The organism is Streptomyces sp. NPDC048481, from assembly GCF_043200075.1.
Taxonomy (GTDB): domain Bacteria; phylum Actinomycetota; class Actinomycetes; order Streptomycetales; family Streptomycetaceae; genus Streptomyces.
The window spans coordinates 162,758-183,010 of sequence record NZ_JBICXC010000014.1 but is presented as its reverse complement, the minus strand read 5'-3'; the positions used below and the strand labels follow the sequence as shown (position 1 = coordinate 183,010).

Genomic DNA, 20,253 nt, shown 5'->3' with positions numbered 1-20,253 from the left:
GGATGGCCGGGACGGGGCGGATGGTCGGGTGTCCCCAGGAGCCTCGCGCCGCGCCCCACCGGCTATCGTCTTCGGCACGACCTCCGGGAGCAGCGCACATGAACCGACGCACCGCCCTGGCCCTCGTCCTGGCGCTGAGCGGCCTGCTCTGCGGATGCGGCTCGGGCTCGGGCTCGGGCTCCCACGATGAGGCGCCCTCGTCCGCCGCCGCGGAACGGCCCTTCTGGCGGGCTGAGTTCGACGGCGAGGAGGGCGTCCGCCCGTCGGCGACGTCCTGGAACACCGAGACGGGAAACCGGGACGCCGAGGGGTGGGGCAACAACGAGTTGCAGTTCTACACGGACGACGCGGCCAACTCCGGCCTCGACGGCGAGGGGCATCTGCTGATCTCGGCACGCCCGGCCCCCGCCGGGTCCCGACTGCCGTGCTACACGCGGGAGTTCTGCCCGTGGACGTCGGCCCGGCTGACCACCGAGGGGAAGGCCGCCCTGCGCCACGGGCGCGTGGAGGTCCGTGCGAAGCTCCCCACGGGAACGGGTCTGCTGCCGGCGATCTGGATGCTCGGCGACAACGGGGCCGAGTGGCCCGCCCAGGGTGAGCTGGACATCTGCGAGGTCGTCGGCGGGGAACCGCGCACCGTCCACGGCACCGCGCACGGGCCGACCTACTTCGACGAGAACGGCGTCGGCGGCTCCGTCACCCTTCCTGCCGACGCCTCGACGGCGTTCCACACGTACGCCGTGGACAAGCGACCGGGGCGCGTCACCTGGTCCGTGGACGGCGAGCCCTACTTCACCCTTACTCCCTCGAAACTGCCCGCGCCGCGCGACTGGGTCTTCGAGCAGGACATGCACCTGCTGCTCAACGTCGCCGTCGGAGGCGACTGGCCCGGACCTCCTGACGCCTCGACGCCGTCCCCCGCGACGATGACCGTCGACTACGTGCGCTTCTACGGCACCGGCCGCGCATGACGGGAGCCGGGGCGCGGCCCCCGGACATGACTCTTGTCATGCGCAACCCAGGACGACTGCCACTGCGGCCCAAGTGCGGCCGCCCGTAGGGTACTTCTCATGACGAAGCACAGCGACGAGAAGTCCGGGAAGACCGACGTCAGGGTGAGCCTGATCGGCGGTCACCGCCTGGCGGGCGCCACACTCCACGAGCGGACGCTCACCGCGTCCCTCATCGGCGGCGCCGACGTCGATCTGACGGACGTCGACATCCCCGACGGCGCCGAACTGCGCATCACCAAGCTGAGCCTGATCGGCGGTGTCGGTCTCAGGGTCCGCGACGACGTCCGGGTGGAGGTGCGCGGACTGCGTCTGGGCGGAGTGAGGGACGACGGCCCGAGCCGGCCGGGCGGGCCGACGGTCCGGATCGACGCGTGGGGCCTGATCGGCGGAGTCGCCGTCGTCCGCTCCTGACACGTGCGCGCCGGTCAGCCCGCCGCGGGGCGCCGCGGCGTCCGGTCCCGCACGAAGCCGTGACTGCGCTCCACCTTCGCCACGTGGAGCGTGTAGCTCCGGTACCAGTCGGCCCGTCCCCGCTCCTGGGCCGCGCGGTGCTCGGCGTTGCTCCGCCACTGCGTGAGGGCGTCGGCGTCGCGGAAGTAGCCGACGGTGATGCCCAGCCCTCCCGGAGTCTGCGCATGGTCCATCCCGAGGTATCCGGGGACGTCCTTCACGAGGTCTTCCATGCGGGCGTTGGTCTCGCCGTAGCCGCTCTGGTCGTCGGTGCGCACGGTGGTGAACACGGCGACGTAGTAGGGCGGTTCGTAGGCCTCGACGGGCGCGACGGGCACTTCCGGGTGATCGCTCATGGCGCCACCGTATGGTGGAAGGCGACCGGTGATCCAGCGAGTTCCGGGGTCGGTGCTCCGGAGGCGGGGCCGGCTTCCCGCCGTCGGCGCCGCCCGGGAGAAGGGGGCGGGGAGCGATGCGGGCGGCGGAGGCGGTGCGTGCGGTGGCGGCGGCGCGGTCGATCGCCGTGTCCCTCGGTCTGGCGGCCGACGACGTGACGGTGCTGCATGACTCGAACAAGCTCACCGTGCGTCTGCTGCCCTGTGACGTCGTGGCCCGGGTGGCTCCCGCCGGGCACCAGGTCGCCCGGTTCGAGGTCGACCTCGCCAGGCGGCTCGCCGCCTCCGGGTGCCCGGTGGCCCGGCTCCACCCCCGGGTGGAGCCCCGCGTCCACGAGCGGGACGGCTTCGTCGTCACGTTGTGGACCTTCCACGCACCCGTGCCGCCCTACGAGGTGCCGCCCCGCGACTACGCCCGGGCGCTGGAGCGGTTGCACGCCGGCCTGCGGCGGGTCGACGTCCCGGTGCCGCACTTCACCGATCGCGCCGAGCAGGCCCGGCGACTCGTCGCGGACCGTGACCGTACGCCCGAACTCGGCGGCGAAGACCGCGCGTTGCTCGTCGACGCCCTGCGCGGCCTCGGACGCCTCGTCGCCGGGCACGGCGGCGGCGAGCAGCTGCTGCACGGGGAGCCGCACCCGGGCAACCTGCTCGCCACCGCCGAGGGGCCGCTGTTCATCGACTTCGAGACGTGCTGCCGTGGGCCGGTCGAGTTCGACGTCGCCCATGCCCCGGAGGCGGTCGGCGGACACTGCGACGGGATCGACGCGGACATGCTGCGCGCGTGCCGGATCCTCGTGACGGCCATCGTCACCGCGTGGCGCTGGGACCGGGACGACCGGTTTCCCGGCGGGCGCCGGATGGGCGTGGAGGGGCTGGGCCGGATCCGGTCCGCGCTCGGTCACGGCGGGTTCGACCTGCGCGGCTGAGACGGGGGCGCGGCGCACGGCCGCCTCGCCGACGCGCGCCCCGGCACACGGCACACGGCACACGGCACACGGCACGAACCGACCTGAAAACAACCCCGGAAACAGCGAAGGCAAGGAGAAACCTCTCCCTGCCTCTCCTAAGTTATAGCGCGCCAGGGGGCTTGCCGCAAGGCCCCCGTCGGGGCGCACAATCGTCGGCCGAGGCCACAACCTGCGGAAATGAGGGCGCTACGTGCTGGTGTTGTTGTCGACGTACGGGGGACGCGGTGACGTCGGACCGACGGCGGGACCGACCGGAGGAGGACAGGCGACCGGGAGCGCGCCGGTGACACGAGCGGGCGACGCGGTGCGGGTGCGGCGGACAGGCGCGGCGGGCGCGGGGGTGGCGCGATGAACGGGCCGTACGTGCTGGCACTCGGGGACATCGACGCCGGGCGGATCGCGGACGTCGGCGGCAAGGGCGCGCATCTGGGCGCGCTGTCGCGGATCGACGGCGTCCTGGTGCCGGACGGTTTCTGTGTGACGACGGACGCCTTCCGCCGGACGCTGGCCGAGGCGCCGTCGCTCGACGATCTGCTCGGCCGGCTGGCGCGGGTGGCGGCGGACGACCGGGAGGCGGTGCGCGCGCTCAGCGCGCTGGTCCGCGAGACCATCGAGGAGATCCCGGTTCCCGGCGACATCGCCGCGGCGATCACCGGCGCGCTCGCCCGGACCGGTGAGCGGTCCGCGTACGCCGTGCGCTCCAGCGCGACGGCGGAGGACCTGCCGACGGCGTCCTTCGCCGGCCAGCAGGACACGTACCTGAACGTGATGGGGCCGGCGGAGGTCCTGCGGCACGTCAGCCGGTGCTGGGCCTCGCTGTTCACCGAGCGGGCGGTGACGTACCGTCAGCGCAACGGCATCGACCACCGCACGGTCCACATGGCCGTGGTGGTGCAGCGGATGGTATTCCCCGAGGCCTCCGGCATCCTGTTCACCGCCGACCCCGTCACGGGCAACCGGAAGGTCGCCACCGTGGACGCCGGCTTCGGTCTCGGCGAGGCCCTGGTCTCCGGCCTGGTCAACCCCGACGTGTACAAGGTGCGCGACGGCAAGATCGTCGACAGGGCGATCGCCGCGAAACAGCGGGCCGTTCACGCCCGGCCCGAAGGCGGCACACGAGACGTCGTGATCGCCCCGGAACGGCAGCGCGAGCCGGCATTGACGGATGATCAGGTAGGGCGGCTCGTGCGGCTCGGACGGCGGATCGAGGCGCACTTCGGCCGGCCGCAGGACATCGAGTGGTGCCTGGCCGACGACGGCTTCCGGATCGTCCAGAGCCGGCCGATCACGACACTGTTCCCCGTGCCCGAGAGGGACGACGACGACCCTCGCGTCTACATCTCCGTCGGCCACCAGCAGATGATGACCGACCCGATGAAACCCCTGGGGCTGTCGGTGTGGCTGCTGACGGCCATGGCGCCGATGCACGAGGCGGGCGGCAGGCTGTTCGTCGACGCCACGCCGCGCCTGGCCGCGCCCGCGAGCCGGGCCGCGCTCCTCGACCTCATCGGCAAGGGCGATCCGGTGATCAGGGACGCGCTGGAGACGGTCCTCGACCGTGGCTTCGTCCCCACACTCCCCGACGCGGCTCCCGCCGGGCCGCCGCCCGGCGGCGCGCCCGCGCCGATCCCGGCCGACCCGGCCGTCGTCGCCGAACTCGTCGAACGCAGCCGGGCCGACGTCGCCGCCCTGAAGCGCGACATCCGGACGAAGACGGGACCGGCGCTGTTCGAATTCCTGCTGGAGGCCTTCCAGGAGCACAAGCGGGCCCTGGGCGACCGGCGGAGCATGCAGGCGATCATGGCCGGCATGGAGGCCACGTGGTGGCTCAACGACACCCTCAAGGAGTGGCTCGGCGAGACGAACGCGGCCGACACGCTCACGCTGTCCGCCCCCGGCAACATCACCTCGGAGATGGGGCTGGCGCTGCTCGACGTCGCGGACGTGATCCGCCCGCATCCGGAGGTCGTGGCGTTCCTCCAGGGCGTCGAGGACGAGGACTTCCTCGACCGGCTGGGGAAGGTGGCGGGCGGAGCGGAAGCGCGCGAAGCCATCGAGGGCTATCTCGACCGGTACGGCATGCGCTGCGTCGGCGAGATCGACATCACCAGGCCGCGATGGAGCGAGCGGCCCACCACGCTGCTGCCCGTCATCCTCGACCACGTCCGCAATTTCGGGCCGGGTGCGGCCGCGCAGCGCTTCGAGCGCGGCCGGCAGAAGGCCTCGCGGAAGGAGCAGGAGGTGCTGTCGCGGCTGCGGGCCCTGCCCGACGGGGAGGCGAAGGCGGCCGAGGCCAAGCGGATGATCGACCGGCTGCGCACGTTCATCGGCTACCGGGAGTACCCGAAGTACGGCATCATCAGCCGCTATTTCGTCTACAAGCAGGCCCTGATGCGCGAGGCCGAAAGCCTGGCGCGCGACGGTGTGCTGGCCGACGCGGAGGACGTCTTCTACCTCACCTTCCAGGAGTTCCACGAGGCCGTGCGCTCGCGGCGGGTGGACGAGGGCCTCGTCCGGCGGCGCAAGGAGGCGTTCCGCTCGTACGAGGCGCTCACCCCGCCGCGGGTGCTCACGTCCGAGGGCGAGGCGGTGAGCGGGTCGTACCGGCGCGACGACGTGCCGGCCGGCGCCCTGACCGGTCTGCCGGTGTCGGCCGGGACGGTCGAGGGCAGGGCCCGGGTCGTGCTCGACATGGCCGACGCGGATCTGGAGGCGGGTGACATCCTCGTCACGGCGTTCACGGACCCCAGCTGGTCGCCCCTGTTCGTCGGCATCGCGGGCCTGGTGACGGAGGTGGGCGGCCTGATGACCCATGGCGCCGTGATCGCCCGCGAGTACGGCCTGCCGGCCGTCGTGGGCGTGGAGGGGGCAACCCGGCTGATCCGGGACGGGCAGCGGATCCGCGTCCACGGGACCGAGGGGTACGTCGAGATCCTGAGCGACGGGCAGCCTCCGGCGTGAACGCCCGGCGCCGGGCCGTGGCCGGCCCGGCGCCCATCTCTCACCGTCCGCACGGACGCGGGGCGGTCGGTTCGACCGGCTCCGCGAGCGGACCCGGCGCGCTTGCGGCCGGGGTCGGGCGCAGCCGGCAGATCGCGGCGAGCCGGGACGCGACGTCCAGGTTCCACAGTCGTACGGTCCCGTCGTTGCTGCTGCTCGCGACGGTCCGCCCGTCCGGGGAGAACACCGTGCCCCAGACCGCGTTCGTGTGACCGGTCAGGGTGGACCACGGCCGCCGCCCGGCCACGTCCCACACCCGTACCGTGCGGTCGCTGCCGCTGCCGGCCAGCAGACGGCCGTCGGGGGAGAACGCGATGCCCCGCACCGATCCGGTGTGCCCTCCCAGGACCGCCGTCGCCCGGCGGCCGGCGACGTCCCAGAGCCGGACGGTGCCGTCGTTGCCGCTGCTCGCGAGCGCCCGGCCGTCCGGGCTGAACGCCACCCCCCTGACCGCGCCGGTGTGACCGGTGAGGGTGGTCAGCCGCGCGCGGGAGGCGACGTCCCACAGCCGTACGGTCAGATCGTCGCCCGCGCTGGCGAGGGTGCGCCCGTCGGGGCTGAAGGCGATGTCGTTGACGAAGTCCGTGTGGCCGGTCAGCGTGGCCAGGGGGCGGCGCGCGGCCGCGTCCCACAGCCGCACCGTGCGGTCCGCGCCCGCCGACGCCAGCAGCGCGCCGTCGGGCGAGAACGCCACGGAGAAGACGTCCCCGCGATGCCCGGTGAGCGTGCGCAGGAGGCGGTGGGCGGCCACGTCCCACAGCCGGACCGTGCCGTCGGAGCCGGCCGAGGCGAGCGTCTGGCCGTCGGGGGCGAAGGCGACCGAGAAGACGGCCGAGCGGTGGCCGCTCAGGGTCGCCACGGACCGGCGCCGTGCCACGTCCCACAGCCGCACCGTGTGATCGGTGTCGGCGGTCGCCAGCAGTCTTCCGTCGTGGCTGTAGGCGGACTGCCAGATCTCGGTGTGCGGGCGGGCCGTGAGGACCGGGCCGTCCAGGTCCCACAGCACCACGGACTGGTCGAACCCGGCGGTGGCGAGCACGGTGCCGTCGGCGTTCACGGCCACGCCCATCGTGTAGTCGGTGTGGCCGGTGAGCGTCAGCGTCGTCGTCCCGCTGCGCACGTCCCACAGGCGGGTCGTGCCGTCGCCGCCGGCGCTGACGACCGTGGCGCCGTCGGGGGTGTAGGCGACCGCGTTCACGTCGTCGCTGTGCCCGGTCAGGACCGCGGCCGGGCGGCGGCCCGCCAGGTCCCACAGCCGTACGGTCCGGTCGGCGCCGCCGCTGGCCAGGCTCCGGCCGTCCGGCGCGAACGCCACGCCGTACACCTCGTCGGTGTGGCCTCTCAGCACCCGCGCCGGACGGTCGCGGTCCGTGTCCCACAGCCGGACGGTGCGGTCCGCGCCGGCCGAGGCGAGGGTCCGGCCGTCCGGGGCGTAGGCCAGCGCGTCGACCTGTCCGACGTGGCCGGTGAACGAGGCGACGCGACGCGACCGGCGGGTGTCCCAGACCTGGACCGTGCCGTCGGCCGCGGCGAGGGCCAGCCTGCGGCCCCTGGGGTCGAAGGCGACGGCCCGGGCGCCCGCGGTGCTCGGCGGCAGCACCGCCTGCGCATGGTGGCCGGCCGCTCCCCACAGGTGAACGGGCGCGTCCGTGGCGCCCGCCGCGAGCGTGCGGCCGTCGGGGCTGAAGGCGACCGAGCGGGCCTGCCCGGACATCGCGAACGTGGCGGTCGTACGGCGGTCCGCGAGCCGTCGCAGCGTGACCGTGCCGTCCGAACTGGCGGTCGCCAGGGTGCGCCCGTCGGGGGCGAACGCCACCGCGTTGACCGGCCCGCGGTGCCCGCGGAGCCGGGCCAGGAAGGGCTGCGCCTGGGTGCTCAGCAAGGCGCCGCGCGCCTCGGGCGTCGCCCGGGAACGGTAGGCCTCCTCGGCGAGCCGCATCGACTCCTCGGGCTGGCCGGCGGCGAGCGACGCCGACTGCGCGGCGAGCGCCCGTGAGCGGGCAACCCGCTCCTGGTCCAGGGCGTCCGAGCGCTGCCGGAAGGCGAGGAGTCCGGCGCCGACGGCCAGGGTCAGCAGTACGACCAGCGCGACGAGCGTGCTCTGCCGCCGCCGGATCTGCCGTCGGGCCTGCCGCAGGCGTTCGTCCTCCTCGTCCCGGCTGGCCCGCAGGAACGCCTCCTCCCGTGCGCTGAGCCGGCCGCGGCCGTCCCGTTCCCCGGCCGCCTCCCCCGCCCACTCCCGGACGGCTTCCAGCCGGGCGCCGCGGTAGAGGGCGGAGGGATCGCGGCCCTCGCGCTCCCACTGGTCGGCGGCGTGGGCGAGCTGCTGATGGATCAGCAGTCCGTCCCGGTCAGCGTCGATCCAGCCGCGCAGCCGGGGCCAGGCGTGCAGCAGGGCCTCGTGGGCGATCTCCACGGTGTCGCGGTCGGCGGTGACCAGGCGGGCCCGTACGAAGGCGTCCAGGGCGGTCGCGGCGTCGGCCGCGTCGGCGGGCCGGTCCACCAGCGCGGCGCGGCTCATCCGGCACCGGGCCGGTCCCACGCCGTCGGCCACGTGGACCAGCCGCACCAGGAGCCGACGGATCGTCTGCTGCTCGCCCGGGTGCAGCCCTGCGAACACGTCCTCGGCGGTGCGGGCGACCGCCCCGCGGATCCCGCCGGTTCGCTCGTATCCCGCGACCGTGAGGGTGGTGCCCTCGCGCCGCTGCCAGGTGGTCAGCAACGCGTGGGAGACCAGCGGCAGCGCGCCGGACGGGGTGACGTCCGGCAGGGCGCGTCCGGCGTCGCCCGCGCCGCCGGGCAGTCCCGCGGCGTCGTCGCGCAGTCCCGCGTCGCGCAGCAGCAGGGGGACGAGACCGGGTTCCAGGGTGAGTCCGGCGAGGTCGGCGGGGCGGGTGATCGCCTCTCGCAGCCCGGCGACGGACATCGGAGGGAGCACGAAGAGCCCGTCGGTGAACACCGGTGCCAGCTCGGGGAGTTCGAGGCACCGGCCGGACACGTCGGCCCGCACTCCCAGCACGACCACGGCCGGATCGGGCCCGGACCCGTCCGCCGGGCCGCGGCGGCCGGGGGCGGTCGACACGGCGCACAGCACCCGGACGAAGTCCCGGCGCTCGTCGTCGTCGGCGCAGAGCGTGAACAGCTCCTCGAACTGGTCGACGAGGAACACGGGACGCACCGGCGGCGGACGTCCGTCCCGGTCGGAGCCCGAGCCGTCGCCGGCCGTGCGCCGCACGGCCTCCAGCAGGGCCTCGGGCCGCCGCCTCACCTCCCGCACGCCGACGCCGGGATCGCCGTCCAGCGCCTTGGCGACGCCGGTGAGCAGTTCCTCCAGCGGACGGGCGGTGGGGGTGAGGGCCACCACCGGCCACCGCTCGGCACCCGGCATGGGAAAGCGGCCGGGGGTGCGGAAGGCCGGCACCAGTCCGGCGTGGAACAGGGAGGACTTGCCGGCGCCCGATGGGGCGACGACCATCAGCGGCCCTTCGCCGACGCGCGCGAAGACCCTCTCGACCAGGGCGGCGGTCGCCCGCTCGCGGCCGAAGAACCACTCGGCGTCCCGCGCGGTGAACGCCGACAGCCCACGGTAGGGAGGGACGTCGTCGCGCCCGCCCGCCGCTTCGCCGTCGGTCCCGGCGTGCGTCGTGAGCAAGCGCAGCAGCCCTCCGTCGGCCCGCAGGATCTCGTCGCAGCGTCGTGCGACGTCGACGGTGACCCGCTTCGCACCCGTCTCGATCTTGCTGAGGTAGCCCTTGCTGTAGTGCGTCTGCCGGGCCAGGTCGGCCAGCGACAGTCCGCGCTGCCGGCGGAGGTGTCTGAGCCGGCCGGGGAAGTCCGCGAGCGCGGCCTCGGACGGTGCCGGTTCCACGTGGTCGCCGGTGTACTGCTGCTCCCCCACCACATCCCCCGGGTGTCGCGCGCGTGCGCCGTGTGACGGCCGACGCCCAGGCTACTGCGGGCATATGACGACAGATCACGCATTGCGGCGGCGTGGCGCGAAGACGGCGGGAACAGGCGAGGAAGCGAAGGGAGGACGAGGCGAGGACGTGAAGGCGTACCGAGGTGAAGACGTGAACGTCCGGAACCGGTGGGGCGGTTCCGGACGTTCTGCGTCAGAGCGGTGCTACGGCCGGTTCAGCTTGATCGAGTTGACCGGCGTGAGGTCGGCGTACGCCCCGTGCTGCGCCGCGATGGTGTAGTTGCAGTTCGTGCCGCCGTAGTTCAGACACAGCTCCGCGGACGCGCCGCCGGTCTGGTTGTTGAGGACCCAGTGCCGGCCCACCTGGTTGCTGAGGTTGTGGGCCCCGTAGCTCCAGTAGACGGCGCTCGGGCTCTGGGCGGGGTCCTGGTTCTGCGGGTAGACGCAGACGGCGCCGGACGGGCAGCCCGCCCAGTCCCCGGCAGGCTTGGCCTCGGCCGTTCCGGCCAGCGCCACCATCGCCGTGGCGGCGGTGGCCAGTGCTACGGCTCCACTGAACAACTTGCGCATGTTTCCCCCTTGCGGTCGTCCTGCCTGGTCGCAGGTCGTGCTCGGACTTTCGGCATCAGCCTCGACCGCACGGCCGGGGCCGGTCGACGGGTTTCCCGTTTCCCGATTTCCTGCCACTTGGGAAACCGGCCCTGACCAGCACGGACACCGGGAAGAGGGCAACCCCCGGGGGGAGGCGGGGACGCCTCAGGCGCGGTCCAGGTCGAGGTCGGCGTGGAGCAGATGGTGGTCCGAGACCGGGGTGGGGCGCACTCCGTGCGTGAGCGCGGTGACGCCCCGCAGGAAGACGTAGTCGAATCTGCTGTACCAGTCGGTGGTGGGCTCACAGGCGTCCGCGTCGGACGGGCGGCACCGGGGGTCCGCGTCCGCGGCCAGCGACCACAGCGGGGCCAGCTCAGCGGCGTCCGCACGGGCGTTGAAGTCGCCGAGGACGACGGCGTGCTCGTAGGGGGCGACCTTCGCGGCGAGCACGCGGGCCTGGTCGGCGCGGACCTCCTCCTGGCGGCGTTCGGCGAGGTGGGTGTTGAAGACCCGCACCGGCCGGCCGTCGACGACGGTGGTCACCGCGAGGTAGCCACGGTCCTCGGAGCCGCCGTCGGGGTATTCCGCGTGGACGCGGTCCGTCATCGGCGCCGCCGACAGGATCGCCTCCCCGTAACCTCCCGGGTTCCACGGCACTCCCCCGCACCGCGCCCAACTGCGCAGGACCATGCCGTACTCGACGTGGTAGACGAGCCCGTAGCGGCTCTCCAGGTCGTCCCGGATCCGGTCGACGTCCCGCGTGCACGCTTCCTGGAGGCCGACGACCTGGGGTGCGAACGCGGCGATCGCGGCCGCCCGGTCGACGTTGCTCTCGTCGCAGGGGTTGCAGATGTTCCAGGTCATGACCCTGTTGGCGGCCACGACGTCGCGGGCGGCCCCGGCGGGCAGGCTCCGCCCGGCGGGCGCGTCGGCCGGCACACTCGGGCCGACGAGCACCACGCACAGGACGGCCACCACGCCCGCGAGCCATCGCGCGCCCGTTTTGAGCACCGCAGTCTCCTCCCCGCGGACGCGGGCCGCGTCCGCCGCACCCGTGGACGAGGCTATGCGAATCCCCCCGCCGGCGACACACGCCCCGGTCCGGCGTCCGCGCAACCGGACGGGTCTGCCATCATGGGGGAAGCGGAACCCTGTTCCGCCGATGGCAGGGACGGGGTCGCGCGGGGATCCCGCCGACGAGGAAGGTCGCGGTGGACGACACAGGGCAGAGCCCGGCCGGCGCGGCCGGCTCCAAGCGCAAGGACGCCCGGCGCAACCAGCAGACGCTGCTGGACGCGGCCGCCGCGGTCTTCGCCGCCTCGGGCGTCGACGCGCCGGTGCGCGACATCGCCGCCGAGGCCGGGGTGGGGGTGGGGACGATCTACCGCCACTTCCCGACCAGGGCGGACCTGGTCATCGCCGTCTACCGCCACCAGGTGGACGCCTGCGCCGAAGCCGGTCCCGAGCTGCTGGCGAGCAGCCCGTCCGCGTTCACCGCCCTCGAACGGTGGGTGGATCTGTTCGTCGGCTTCCTGGTCACCAAGCACGGTCTCGCGGCCGCGCTGCACAACGACAGCGCCGGCTTCGAGACGCTGCACGCCTACTTCCTCGACCGGCTCCTGCCGGTGTGCGCCCGACTGCTGGAGGCCGCCGCCGCCTCCGGCGAGATCCGCGCCGGTCTGGACGCCTACCCGTTCATGCGGGGCATCGGAAACCTCTGCATCGGCGCCGACAGCGACCCCCGCTACGACGCGCGCCGACTGGTCGCCCTCCTCGTGGCGGGCCTGCGCCGGACCGGCTGACCCGGGCGCTTGCGCTGGAGTGCGCTCCAGGTCGTAGCGTTGCGGACATGACGGCGCTCTCGGCCCGTGTCACCCGGCCCCCCTTCCGGAATTGCCGGGCGGAGGAAAGCGTCGCCCAATGGACGACGGGGCTTCGTGGCGTCCGCACACCGTACGAGTGGCAGGAAAGGCTGGAACACGGCATGCAGAAGCGCAGTCTGCGGGACCTCCAGGTGTCGGCGATCGGCCTGGGATGCATGGGGATGTCCGCCTTCTACGGAACCGCCGATCAGGAGGAGGGCGTCGCCACCATCCGGCGGGCCCTCGACGTCGGGGTGAACTTCCTCGACACCGCACAGATGTACGGCCCCCTCACCAACGAGTCGCTCGTCGGCGAGGCGGTGCGCGGGCATCGCGACGAGTACGTGATCGCGACGAAGTTCAACTACCGGATGGACGACGCCGTACCAGGCGACATCACGACGGTCGGCGCGCAGGACGGTTCGGCGGAGCATGTGCGCAGCTCCGTGCACGGCTCCCTGAAGCGCCTGGGCACCGACCACATCGACCTGTACTACCAGCACCGGGTCGATCCGAACGTCCCCATCGAGGAGACGGTCGGCGCGCTGGGCGAACTCGTCGCCGAGGGCAAGGTGCGCGGCATCGGACTGAGCGAGGCGAGTGCCCAGACCATCCGGCGCGCCCACGCCGTGCACCCGGTCACCGCGGTGCAGAGCGAGTACTCGCTGTGGTCGCGCGACGTGGAGGCCGAGGTGCTGCCCGTCTGCCGTGAGCTGGGTATCGGCTTCGTGCCGTACTCGCCGCTCGGGCGGGGTTTCCTCGCCGGGCGCTTCAGCTCGCCCGACGAGCTGGACGCGAACGACTGGCGCAGGCAGAACCCCCGCTTCCAGGACGCCAACCTGGAGGCGAACCTGCGGCTGGCCGCGAAGGTGAAGGAGATCGCCGCCGAGAAGGACGTCCTTCCGGCGCAGCTGGCCATCGCGTGGGTGCTGGCGCAGGGCGATGACCTGGTGCCGATCCCGGGCACCAAGCGGCGCACCTATCTGGAGCAGAACGCCGGCGCCGTCGACGTCGAGCTGACCGGGGACGACCTGGCCCGTATCGACGCGGAACTGCCCAAAGCCGCGGGCGAGCGGTACGACGAGGCGGGGATGCGCTCCGTCGACCGGTAGCCCTGTGGTCGCCGCTCGCCTCGGCAGCCCCCGCGAGCCGGTCGCCGCGTGCCGTCCTCGGCGCGGCGGCCGGGGGGGTCAGGACCCGCTGGCGGCTTCGGCCGCGTCCTGGGCGCCGGCGGCCTCCTCGCGCGCGATGCCGAGGAAGCGCCGGATCGTCTCGACCCGCATGTCGAGCCCCTCGGAGGCGGCCTCCTCGTCGCCGAAGACCTGCACCGCCTCGGCGACCGCCATCGCCAGTTCGACCTCCGCCTTGCGGACCTTCGCCTCGGCCTTGTCCACGGTGTCCACCACCGCCAGCTGACGGCGCTGCTTCTCCTGGAGTCGCTGCTTGCGGGAAAGGGCTCGTTCGGCACTCTGCACAGACATGACCAAGATCATAATCAGTCGGGCGCACACCCGTGAAATCACCGACTCGCCTGGCACGGGGCGGCTTTCGCGGGCTGGGTGACGACCGGGTGCGGCGGGTGGACGCCGACGGCGGCTCCCCGGCCGGGGCGCGGAATACGTCCCCTTTGCCTGGTTGTGATCGGCAGCCACTATCGTGCCGTGTCATGTCCGATGATCCGCGGGGCGAAGCGCCCACTCCCGTCCGCCGCGCGCAGGGCGACGCACGTCCGTTGGCAGGTCGTGAGGCGGAAGTGCGGGAGCTGGCACGTGCCTTGGCGGATCTCGCCGGGACGGGAGCGGGGAGGTCGGTCGCGCTCGTCGGGGAACCGGGCATCGGCAAGAGCGCGTTGGCGTGGGCGGCGGCGGCCGAGGCCCGAGCCCTCGGCATACCCGTCCGGACCGCACGCGGGAGGACCGCACAAGCGTCGACCGGCGCCGGGGAACCGCGCCTGACCGGCGTGCGGGAGGTCGCGGCAGGCGCGGCGGAGGGCGGGCCGCTGCTCGCGGTGGTGGAGGACTTCCACCTCCTTGCGTCCGGCAGCCGGCTCGACGTGGAACGGCTGCTTCAGGCGGCGTCCACCGGTCCGGTGCTGTGCCTCATCGCCTGCCGGCAGCGCCAGTTGGCCCCCTGGCACGCCGAACTGCTCTCGCGGGCCGGGTCCGCGGGCTCACTGGAGGTGTGGGACATCGGCCCGCTGTCCCGCGAGGCGGCCGGTGAACTGCTCGGGGACCACCCGGACGCCGCGGAGATCCACCGCGAGGCCCAGGGAAACCCGCAGTACCTCAAGGTGCTCGGCGCCCGCGGTCAGGACGCGGCGGCCGCGTCGACGGCCGTCCTCGGCGAACTGGCGGGTCTCGACGCCGACTCCGTGGCGGTCCTGGAGGCGGCGGCGGTCCTCGGAGAGCCGTTCCGGCCCGAACTGCCGGCCGCCGTCGCCGGCTTGGACGTCGCCGCCGCCGTCCGGGCCCTGGACACGCTCACCCGACTGGACCTCGTGCGGCCCGCCGAGCCCGCGCCGCGGCTCGCGCTGCGCCACCGGGCGGTCGGCGACGTCGTCTACGAGCGGCTCGCACCCAGCCGCCGCGTCGACCTGCACCGACGAGCCGAGTCCGCACTGGCCGAACAGGGCGCCCCCATCGCAAGGCGCGCCCACCACGTGGCCCGCGCCGCCGACCCGGACCGCCCGGAGCACGCGCTCACCCTGATCGCCGCCGCACGCGAGCTGCTGTACCGCTCCCCCGCCGTGGCCGCCGGCCACCTGGAGGCGGCGCTGCCGGTCCTGCGCGCGGGCGAGCCGCACCGGCACGAGGCCCAGGTCCTGCTGGCGCGGGCCCGGCTGCTGACCGGGGACGCGGCCGAGAGCCGTGAACTGCTCGACGCCCTGCGGTCGGCCATGCCGGACCGCTCGGGTGAGGCGGGCGCGCTCGCCGACTCCAGCCGGATCGAACGGACCCTGGGCCGGTACGCCGAGGCCGGCGCACTGGCCCGTTCCGGGCTCGCCACGCTGGCCGGCGAGGACGCGGCGATCGCGGCCGCCCTCCACACCGAACTGGCCGATCACGCCTACGACCTCCAGGAGTACGTGACGTCCCGGCATCACGCCGAGACGGCCGCCGTCATCGCACGGCAGCACCACGACCGGGTCGGCGAGGCCCAGGCGCTGGCGCAGAGCGCCCTGGGTCATCTGTTCACCGGTGACCTGGCCACCGCGCAGGAGCGGACGACCACCGCGGCCGCGCTGATCGACGCCGCGCCCGACAGCGCCCTGCTCACGAATCTGAACGCCTCGTTGCAGACGGGCCTGACCGAGGGGATGCTCGGCCGGCTGGTCGACGCCGAACGGCACCTCACGCGCGCGGCGGCTTTGTCCCGGCGCACGGGCCAGACGTACGTCCAGCCGCAGATCCTCACGGTCCTGGCCAACACCCATCTGCGGCGCGGGAATCTGGACGACGCGCTGGCGGCTCTCGACGAGGTCGGCCACCGCACCGCGAAAGGGGCCGGTCCGGCGGAGGAGGCCGTCAGCTCGATGGTGCGGGCCGAGGCGCTGTCCTGGCGGGACGGTCCGGGCGACCGGGCGCGGGCGCAGGCGTCCGCCGAGCGCGCCCTCGCCGTGGCCGGAGCCTCGCCGACCGGGTGGGCGGTCACCGTCCGCTGCTTCCACGCCGAGTGGGTGCAGCGCACCGGCGACCCGGCGCGCTCGCGCTGGCTGCTGCTGGACGCGGCGGGCGGCGCCGGGCTGCCCCGGCTCACCGTCTGGCGCAAGCCCCGCTGGTGCGACGCCCTGGCGCAGGCGTCGCTCGCGGTGGGCGACCGGGCGGCGGTCGGGCAGTGGGCCGAGCTGGCCGAGCAGTGCCTCGAACAGCTCCCGTCGCCCGGCCGCCGGGGGTTCGCCCTGCGCGCCCGGATGCGCGCCCACGCGGCGGCCGGGCGGACGGGACAGGCGCTGGACCGGGCGCTGGAGGCGGTCGCCGACTTCTCGCTCGGCGGCGAGCGCGTCGAGGCATGCATCACTCTGCTCGCGGCGGCCCAGCTGTCCCTGGAAGCGGATCGCACCGACGGCGTCGCCGCCTGGCTGGACGGCGCCGGGGTCCTCGCCGACCAGTGCGGTTCCGCGCGGCTGCGGGGCGAGGTCGTCCGGTGGCGGGCCCGGCTCGCCGCGTGCGCCGAGGCGGAGAACGCACCACGTGTGCTGCCCGCGCTGTCCCCCCTGACTGCCCTGACCGCCCGCGAACGGGAGATCGCGAGTCTCGTGAGCACCGGCATGACCAACATCCGGATCGCCGAGAGCCTCTTCCTCAGCGTGCGGACGGTGGAGACCCACCTCGGGCAGGTGTACCGCAAGCTCGGCGTGTCGAACCGCACCAGCCTCACCCGCATGCTGATGAACGACGGCGCCGCCGGCGGCGGGCCTGTCCCGGACTCGCGGGCCCCGCAGGGCCGTTGAGCGATCCCGGGACGCTGCCCGCCGCCGGCCGTTACGGGACGTGAGGGCCGGGGGACGGGGGCGCGGCGCCGCGTCTGCTGCGTACGCAGCAGACGCGAGTGTCTGCGGACGGCCGACGACCGGGGAGCGCGGAACTGCGAGCGTGGGGGCGGGCCGGGGAACGCCGGTCCGGCCGCGTGACGCACTCCCCCGTGAAAGGCTCGTCGATGTCCTCTCTTGCCCGCTGGTGCCATCGGCACCGGCTCGCCGTCGTCCTGGTCTGGGTGGGCCTGCTGATCAGCCTGGGAGCCGGGGTGGGCGCGGCCGGCAGCGCCTTCGGTGACAGTCCCGGCTCGCAGGACACCGACTCGGCCAGGGCGACGGCCCTGCTGCGACAGGCCTCGAACAGCGCGGCGGGCAAGAGCGGCCGCGTGGTCTGGCAGCTGGACGGCGCGAAGGTCACCGCGCCCGCGGCGCGGGAGGCGATGAGCGGCGCGCTGGAGCGGATCGCCGGCGCCCCAGGGGTCGCCGCGGTGAGCAGCCCCTACAGCGCCGAGGGCAGGACACAGGTCAGCGAGGACGGCGGGACGGCCTACGCCACGGTCGCGTTCGACCGTGACGCGGCGGACGCCCAGGTCGACCATGTGAAGGAACTGGCCACCGCGCCGGGGACGACGAGCCTGCACATCGCGCTGAACGGCCAGGCGTTCACCGTCGCCCCCCGGCCGAACCCGGTCGCCGACGTGATGGGCGTCGTCCTCGCCTTCGTCGTGCTGCTGCTCGTCTTCCGGGCGGTGTGGGTGGCGGCGCTGCCCATCATCACGGCCGTCGTCGGCGTCGGCACGTCCGCGGTCACGGTGATCCTGCTCGGCCACGTCATCACGCTGTCCGACACCACGCTGACCCTCGGCTCGCTGATCGGCCTCGGCGTGGGCATCGACTACGCCCTGTTCATCGTCAACCGGCACCGCGCCAATCTGTCGGCGGGCATGGGCGTGCCCGAGTCGGTGGCCAAGGCCCTCGACACGTCGGGCCGCGCCGTGCTGTTCGCGGGACTGACCGTCGTCGTCGCGCTGCTGGGCATGCTCACCCTGAACGTCGGCATCATCAACGGCATGGCCGTCGGCGCCGCCGTCACCGTCGTCCTGACCGTGCTCGCCGCCGTGACCCTGCTGCCCGCGCTGCTCGGCATGATCGGGGCGCGGGTCCTCAGCCGCGGGGAGCGCCGGGAACTCTCCGGGGGCGTACGGCGCCCGGCCGGCCGGCCCGGTCCGTGGGCCCGGTGGGCGGCGGTCGTCCAGGCCCGTCCCAAGGCGCTGGGCCTGGTCGCCCTCGCCGTGCTTGCGGCACTCGCGTTCCCCACGCTGTCGCTGCGTCTGGGGGCGTCCGACGACGGCAACCTGCCCGTCACGTCCACGAACCGCCAGGCCTACGACATGATCGCGGAAGGGTTCGGGCCCGGTTTCAACGGTCCGCTCGTCCTCGCCGTCCAGGCTCCCACCGCCGCGGACAGGGCGGCCGCGGCGCGGCTCGTCACCGGCCTCAGGCAGGCCGACGGCGTCGCCGGCGCCCTCGCGGCGCCCATGAAGGCGGGGCAGACGGTGGGTGTGGTCTCCGTCGTGCCGACGACCTCGCCCCAGTCGGCCGCCACCTCCGAGCTGATCCACCGGCTGCGCGACACGGTGATCCCGCGGGCCGAGCGGGGCACGTCGATGAAGGTGTACGTGGGCGGGGTCACCGCGGCCAACGACGACTTCGCGTCGGTGCTGATGGCGAAACTGCCGGTGTTCGTGCTGGTGATCGCCGTACTCGGCTTCCTGCTGCTGACGGTCGCGTTCCGCAGCCTGCTCGTCCCGGCCGTCGGTGCGGTCCTCAACGTCGCGAGCATCGGGGTGGCCTTCGGCGCGATCACCGTCGTCTTCCAGTACGGCTTCGGCGCCGGGCTCCTCGGGCTCGGGGCGGGCGGACCGATCGAGTCGTTCGTGCCGATCCTGGTCGTCGGCATCATGTTCGGCCTGTCCATGGACTACCAGGTCTTCCTCGTCAGCCGGATGCGCGAGGAGTGGGCGCACACCGGCGACAGCGCTCGCGCGGTCCGGGTCGGGCAGGCCGAGACCGGCAGGGTGATCGCGGTCGCCGCCGCCATCATGGTCTGCGTCTTCGGCTCCTTCGTCTTCGGCGGCATGCGGGTCATCGCCGAGTTCGGGGTCAGCCTCGCGGTGGCGGTCGCCGTCGACGCCCTGCTGATCCGCATGGTCCTGGTGCCCGCCCTGATGCACCTGTGCGGACGGGCCAACTGGTGGCTGCCCCGCCGTCTGGACAGGGTCCTGCCCGACGTGTCCGTCGAGGGACCCGCGGACGAGCCGGCGCGCGTGCCGTGCCCGGCGCCCGAGCCGCGGCCCGCCGGAGTCTCCGGCCGGGGTGCCTAGAGTGAGGGGATGGACGTGAGCACGCAGGGGCGCCGATGGCTCGCCCGCCATGAGCGGGTCGGGGATGCGCTGCCCGCGGCGCCGCTGGTCCTGGTGGCCACCGCGGCGACCGCCGTCGGCGAGTCCTCCTGGCACGAGCCGCGCTGGCAGGCGGCGGCCTGGACGGCGGCGTCCTGCCTGCCGCTGGTCGTGCGCAGCAGACGGCCGCTGCTCGTCACTGTCGTGACGCTGGCGGGCGGCCTCACCCTGATGGCCTTCGTCCCGGCCCTCGCGTTCGCTCCGGCGGCCGGGCTCGTCGCCCTGTACACGCTCGCCGTGTGCGGCGGCCGGCGCACGGCGTGGACCGTCGGCGTGCTCGCCGCCGTGGCGCTCGCGGGCGTCCACGCGGCCTCGCACGCGGAATCGCCGGTAGGCGGGTCCGCCCTGCTGCGGTTCGACTCCGCGATCGCGGCCACGGCCCTGGGCCGCGCCGTCCGCAGCCGCCGCGACCACCTCGCGGCGGCGCGGGAACGCGCGGAGCGTGCCGAGAGCACGCGGGAGGAGGAGGCACGGCGCCGCGTGGCCGAGGAACGCGTGCGGATCGCACGCGACCTGCACGATGTCGTCGCCCACCACGTCACCCTGGTCAACGCGCAGGCGGGAGTCGCCCACCATCTGCTGCGCGCCGACCCGGACCGGGCGTTCGAGGCGCTGGCCCACATCAAGGACAACAGTCGCGCCGCACTCGACGAACTGCGCGCCACCGTAGGCCTGTTGCGCAGGCCCGACGACACGTCCGGCGCCCGTGCGCCCATCCCCCGCCTCGCCGATCTCGACCGCCTGGCCGACGGCTTCCGTGCGAGCGGGCTCGCGGTGGAGGTGACCCGCACCGGCACGCCCGCGGCGCAGGCGCCCGCCACCGAGCTGACCGCCTACCGCATCGTCCAGGAGGCCCTCACCAACTCCCACAAGCACGCGGCCGCCACCCGGGCCGCCGTGCTCCTGGACCACGGTCCCCGGTCGTTGCGCGTCACCGTGACGGACGACGGACGTCCCGGCGCCGCCCAGGGCGCGGGCACCGGCAACGGACTGATCGGCATGCGGGAGCGGGCCACGGCCGTCGGCGGAACCGTCACCGCGGGCCCCCTGCCCGAGGGCGGCTTCCGGGTGGTCGCCGATCTGCCGCTGCCGCTCTCCCCCGCGTCCGTCTGACCC

The 20,253-nt window shown here is 74.2% G+C and carries 14 protein-coding genes; 9 read left to right on the top strand and 5 right to left on the bottom strand.

All coding sequences use genetic code 11. From position 1 onward, the window contains the following. Window positions 1-98: 98 nt before the first annotated feature. Both ACGFSH_RS31825 and ACGFSH_RS31820 read left to right on the top strand, forming a co-directional pair. Entirely contained in the window at window positions 99-971 is an 873-nt protein-coding gene (locus ACGFSH_RS31825; RefSeq protein ID WP_393354587.1) for a family 16 glycosylhydrolase, read from the top strand. 99 nt (window positions 972-1,070) lie between these two features. Beyond that, window positions 1,071-1,424: a hypothetical protein gene (locus ACGFSH_RS31820; protein ID WP_393354585.1), complete on the top strand. Its 354-nt coding sequence runs from the start codon at window positions 1,071-1,073 to the stop codon at window positions 1,422-1,424. Window positions 1,425-1,438: 14 nt separating this feature from the next. On the opposite strand, the gene ACGFSH_RS31815 is transcribed toward ACGFSH_RS31820, so the two are convergent. After that, window positions 1,439-1,819: an antibiotic biosynthesis monooxygenase family protein gene (locus ACGFSH_RS31815; RefSeq protein WP_393354583.1), complete on the bottom strand. Its 381-nt coding sequence runs from the start codon at window positions 1,817-1,819 to the stop codon at window positions 1,439-1,441. Window positions 1,820-1,935: 116 nt separating this feature from the next. Between ACGFSH_RS31815 and ACGFSH_RS31810 the strand changes: the two genes are divergently transcribed. Further along, a complete protein-coding gene (locus ACGFSH_RS31810) occupies window positions 1,936-2,787 on the top strand; it encodes a phosphotransferase enzyme family protein (protein ID WP_393354581.1) in 852 nt (283 codons plus the stop codon). A 390-nt stretch (window positions 2,788-3,177) separates the two neighbouring features. Further along, the gene (gene rph, locus ACGFSH_RS31805; protein ID WP_393354579.1) at window positions 3,178-5,790 is read left to right on the top strand and encodes a rifamycin-inactivating phosphotransferase; all 2,613 of its coding nucleotides are present in this window, start codon (window positions 3,178-3,180) and stop codon (window positions 5,788-5,790) included. Between the two features lie 40 nt (window positions 5,791-5,830). On the opposite strand, the gene ACGFSH_RS31800 is transcribed toward rph, so the two are convergent. From ACGFSH_RS31800 to ACGFSH_RS31790, 3 genes are all read right to left on the bottom strand, one after another. Beyond that, window positions 5,831-9,730 carry a helix-turn-helix domain-containing protein gene (locus ACGFSH_RS31800; RefSeq protein WP_393354577.1) on the bottom strand — a complete coding sequence of 1,300 codons (3,900 nt, stop codon included), beginning with the start codon at window positions 9,728-9,730 and terminating at the stop codon, window positions 5,831-5,833. A 222-nt stretch (window positions 9,731-9,952) separates the two neighbouring features. After that, entirely contained in the window at window positions 9,953-10,318 is a 366-nt protein-coding gene (locus tag ACGFSH_RS31795) for a hypothetical protein (protein WP_393354575.1), read from the bottom strand. Window positions 10,319-10,504: 186 nt separating this feature from the next. Further along, window positions 10,505-11,350: an endonuclease/exonuclease/phosphatase family protein gene (locus tag ACGFSH_RS31790; RefSeq protein WP_393354573.1), complete on the bottom strand. Its 846-nt coding sequence runs from the start codon at window positions 11,348-11,350 to the stop codon at window positions 10,505-10,507. Between the two features lie 200 nt (window positions 11,351-11,550). Here ACGFSH_RS31790 and ACGFSH_RS31785 point away from each other — a divergent pair, with 200 nt between their 5' ends. Both ACGFSH_RS31785 and ACGFSH_RS31780 read left to right on the top strand, forming a co-directional pair. Next, window positions 11,551-12,141 carry a TetR/AcrR family transcriptional regulator gene (locus ACGFSH_RS31785; protein ID WP_393354571.1) on the top strand — a complete coding sequence of 197 codons (591 nt, stop codon included), beginning with the start codon at window positions 11,551-11,553 and terminating at the stop codon, window positions 12,139-12,141. Between the two features lie 182 nt (window positions 12,142-12,323). Then, entirely contained in the window at window positions 12,324-13,313 is a 990-nt protein-coding gene (locus ACGFSH_RS31780) for an aldo/keto reductase (RefSeq protein ID WP_393354569.1), read from the top strand. Window positions 13,314-13,391: 78 nt separating this feature from the next. Here the strand turns inward: ACGFSH_RS31780 and ACGFSH_RS31775 are convergent, their stop codons facing one another. Then, window positions 13,392-13,682 carry a hypothetical protein gene (locus tag ACGFSH_RS31775; RefSeq protein WP_393354567.1) on the bottom strand — a complete coding sequence of 97 codons (291 nt, stop codon included), beginning with the start codon at window positions 13,680-13,682 and terminating at the stop codon, window positions 13,392-13,394. A 185-nt stretch (window positions 13,683-13,867) separates the two neighbouring features. On the opposite strand from ACGFSH_RS31775, the gene ACGFSH_RS31770 reads away from it, so the two are divergent. From ACGFSH_RS31770 to ACGFSH_RS31760, 3 genes are all read left to right on the top strand, one after another. Further along, entirely contained in the window at window positions 13,868-16,651 is a 2,784-nt protein-coding gene (locus ACGFSH_RS31770) for a LuxR C-terminal-related transcriptional regulator (protein ID WP_393354565.1), read from the top strand. A gap of 206 nt (window positions 16,652-16,857) precedes the next feature. Further along, complete coding sequence (locus tag ACGFSH_RS31765) at window positions 16,858-19,059, top strand: MMPL family transporter (protein ID WP_393354563.1); 2,202 nt, start codon at window positions 16,858-16,860, stop codon at window positions 19,057-19,059. 9 nt (window positions 19,060-19,068) lie between these two features. Beyond that, a complete protein-coding gene (locus ACGFSH_RS31760) occupies window positions 19,069-20,250 on the top strand; it encodes a sensor histidine kinase (protein WP_393354561.1) in 1,182 nt (393 codons plus the stop codon). Window positions 20,251-20,253: the final 3 nt, after the last annotated feature.

What these genes read in the sequence shown, in the direction of transcription:
- ACGFSH_RS31765 (WP_393354563.1), top strand. Translation starts at nt 16,858, where the DNA reads ATGTCCTCTCTTGCCCGCTGGTGCCATCGGCACCGGCTCGCCGTCGTC.
- rph (WP_393354579.1), top strand. Translation starts at nt 3,178, where the DNA reads ATGAACGGGCCGTACGTGCTGGCACTCGGGGACATCGACGCCGGGCGG.
- ACGFSH_RS31810 (WP_393354581.1), top strand. Translation starts at nt 1,936, where the DNA reads ATGCGGGCGGCGGAGGCGGTGCGTGCGGTGGCGGCGGCGCGGTCGATC.
- ACGFSH_RS31825 (WP_393354587.1), top strand. Translation starts at nt 99, where the DNA reads ATGAACCGACGCACCGCCCTGGCCCTCGTCCTGGCGCTGAGCGGCCTG.
- ACGFSH_RS31775 (WP_393354567.1), bottom strand. Translation starts at nt 13,682, where the DNA reads ATGTCTGTGCAGAGTGCCGAACGAGCCCTTTCCCGCAAGCAGCGACTC.
- ACGFSH_RS31780 (WP_393354569.1), top strand. Translation starts at nt 12,324, where the DNA reads ATGCAGAAGCGCAGTCTGCGGGACCTCCAGGTGTCGGCGATCGGCCTG.
- ACGFSH_RS31820 (WP_393354585.1), top strand. Translation starts at nt 1,071, where the DNA reads ATGACGAAGCACAGCGACGAGAAGTCCGGGAAGACCGACGTCAGGGTG.
- ACGFSH_RS31770 (WP_393354565.1), top strand. Translation starts at nt 13,868, where the DNA reads ATGTCCGATGATCCGCGGGGCGAAGCGCCCACTCCCGTCCGCCGCGCG.
- ACGFSH_RS31795 (WP_393354575.1), bottom strand. Translation starts at nt 10,318, where the DNA reads ATGCGCAAGTTGTTCAGTGGAGCCGTAGCACTGGCCACCGCCGCCACG.
- ACGFSH_RS31760 (WP_393354561.1), top strand. Translation starts at nt 19,069, where the DNA reads ATGGACGTGAGCACGCAGGGGCGCCGATGGCTCGCCCGCCATGAGCGG.
- ACGFSH_RS31815 (WP_393354583.1), bottom strand. Translation starts at nt 1,819, where the DNA reads ATGAGCGATCACCCGGAAGTGCCCGTCGCGCCCGTCGAGGCCTACGAA.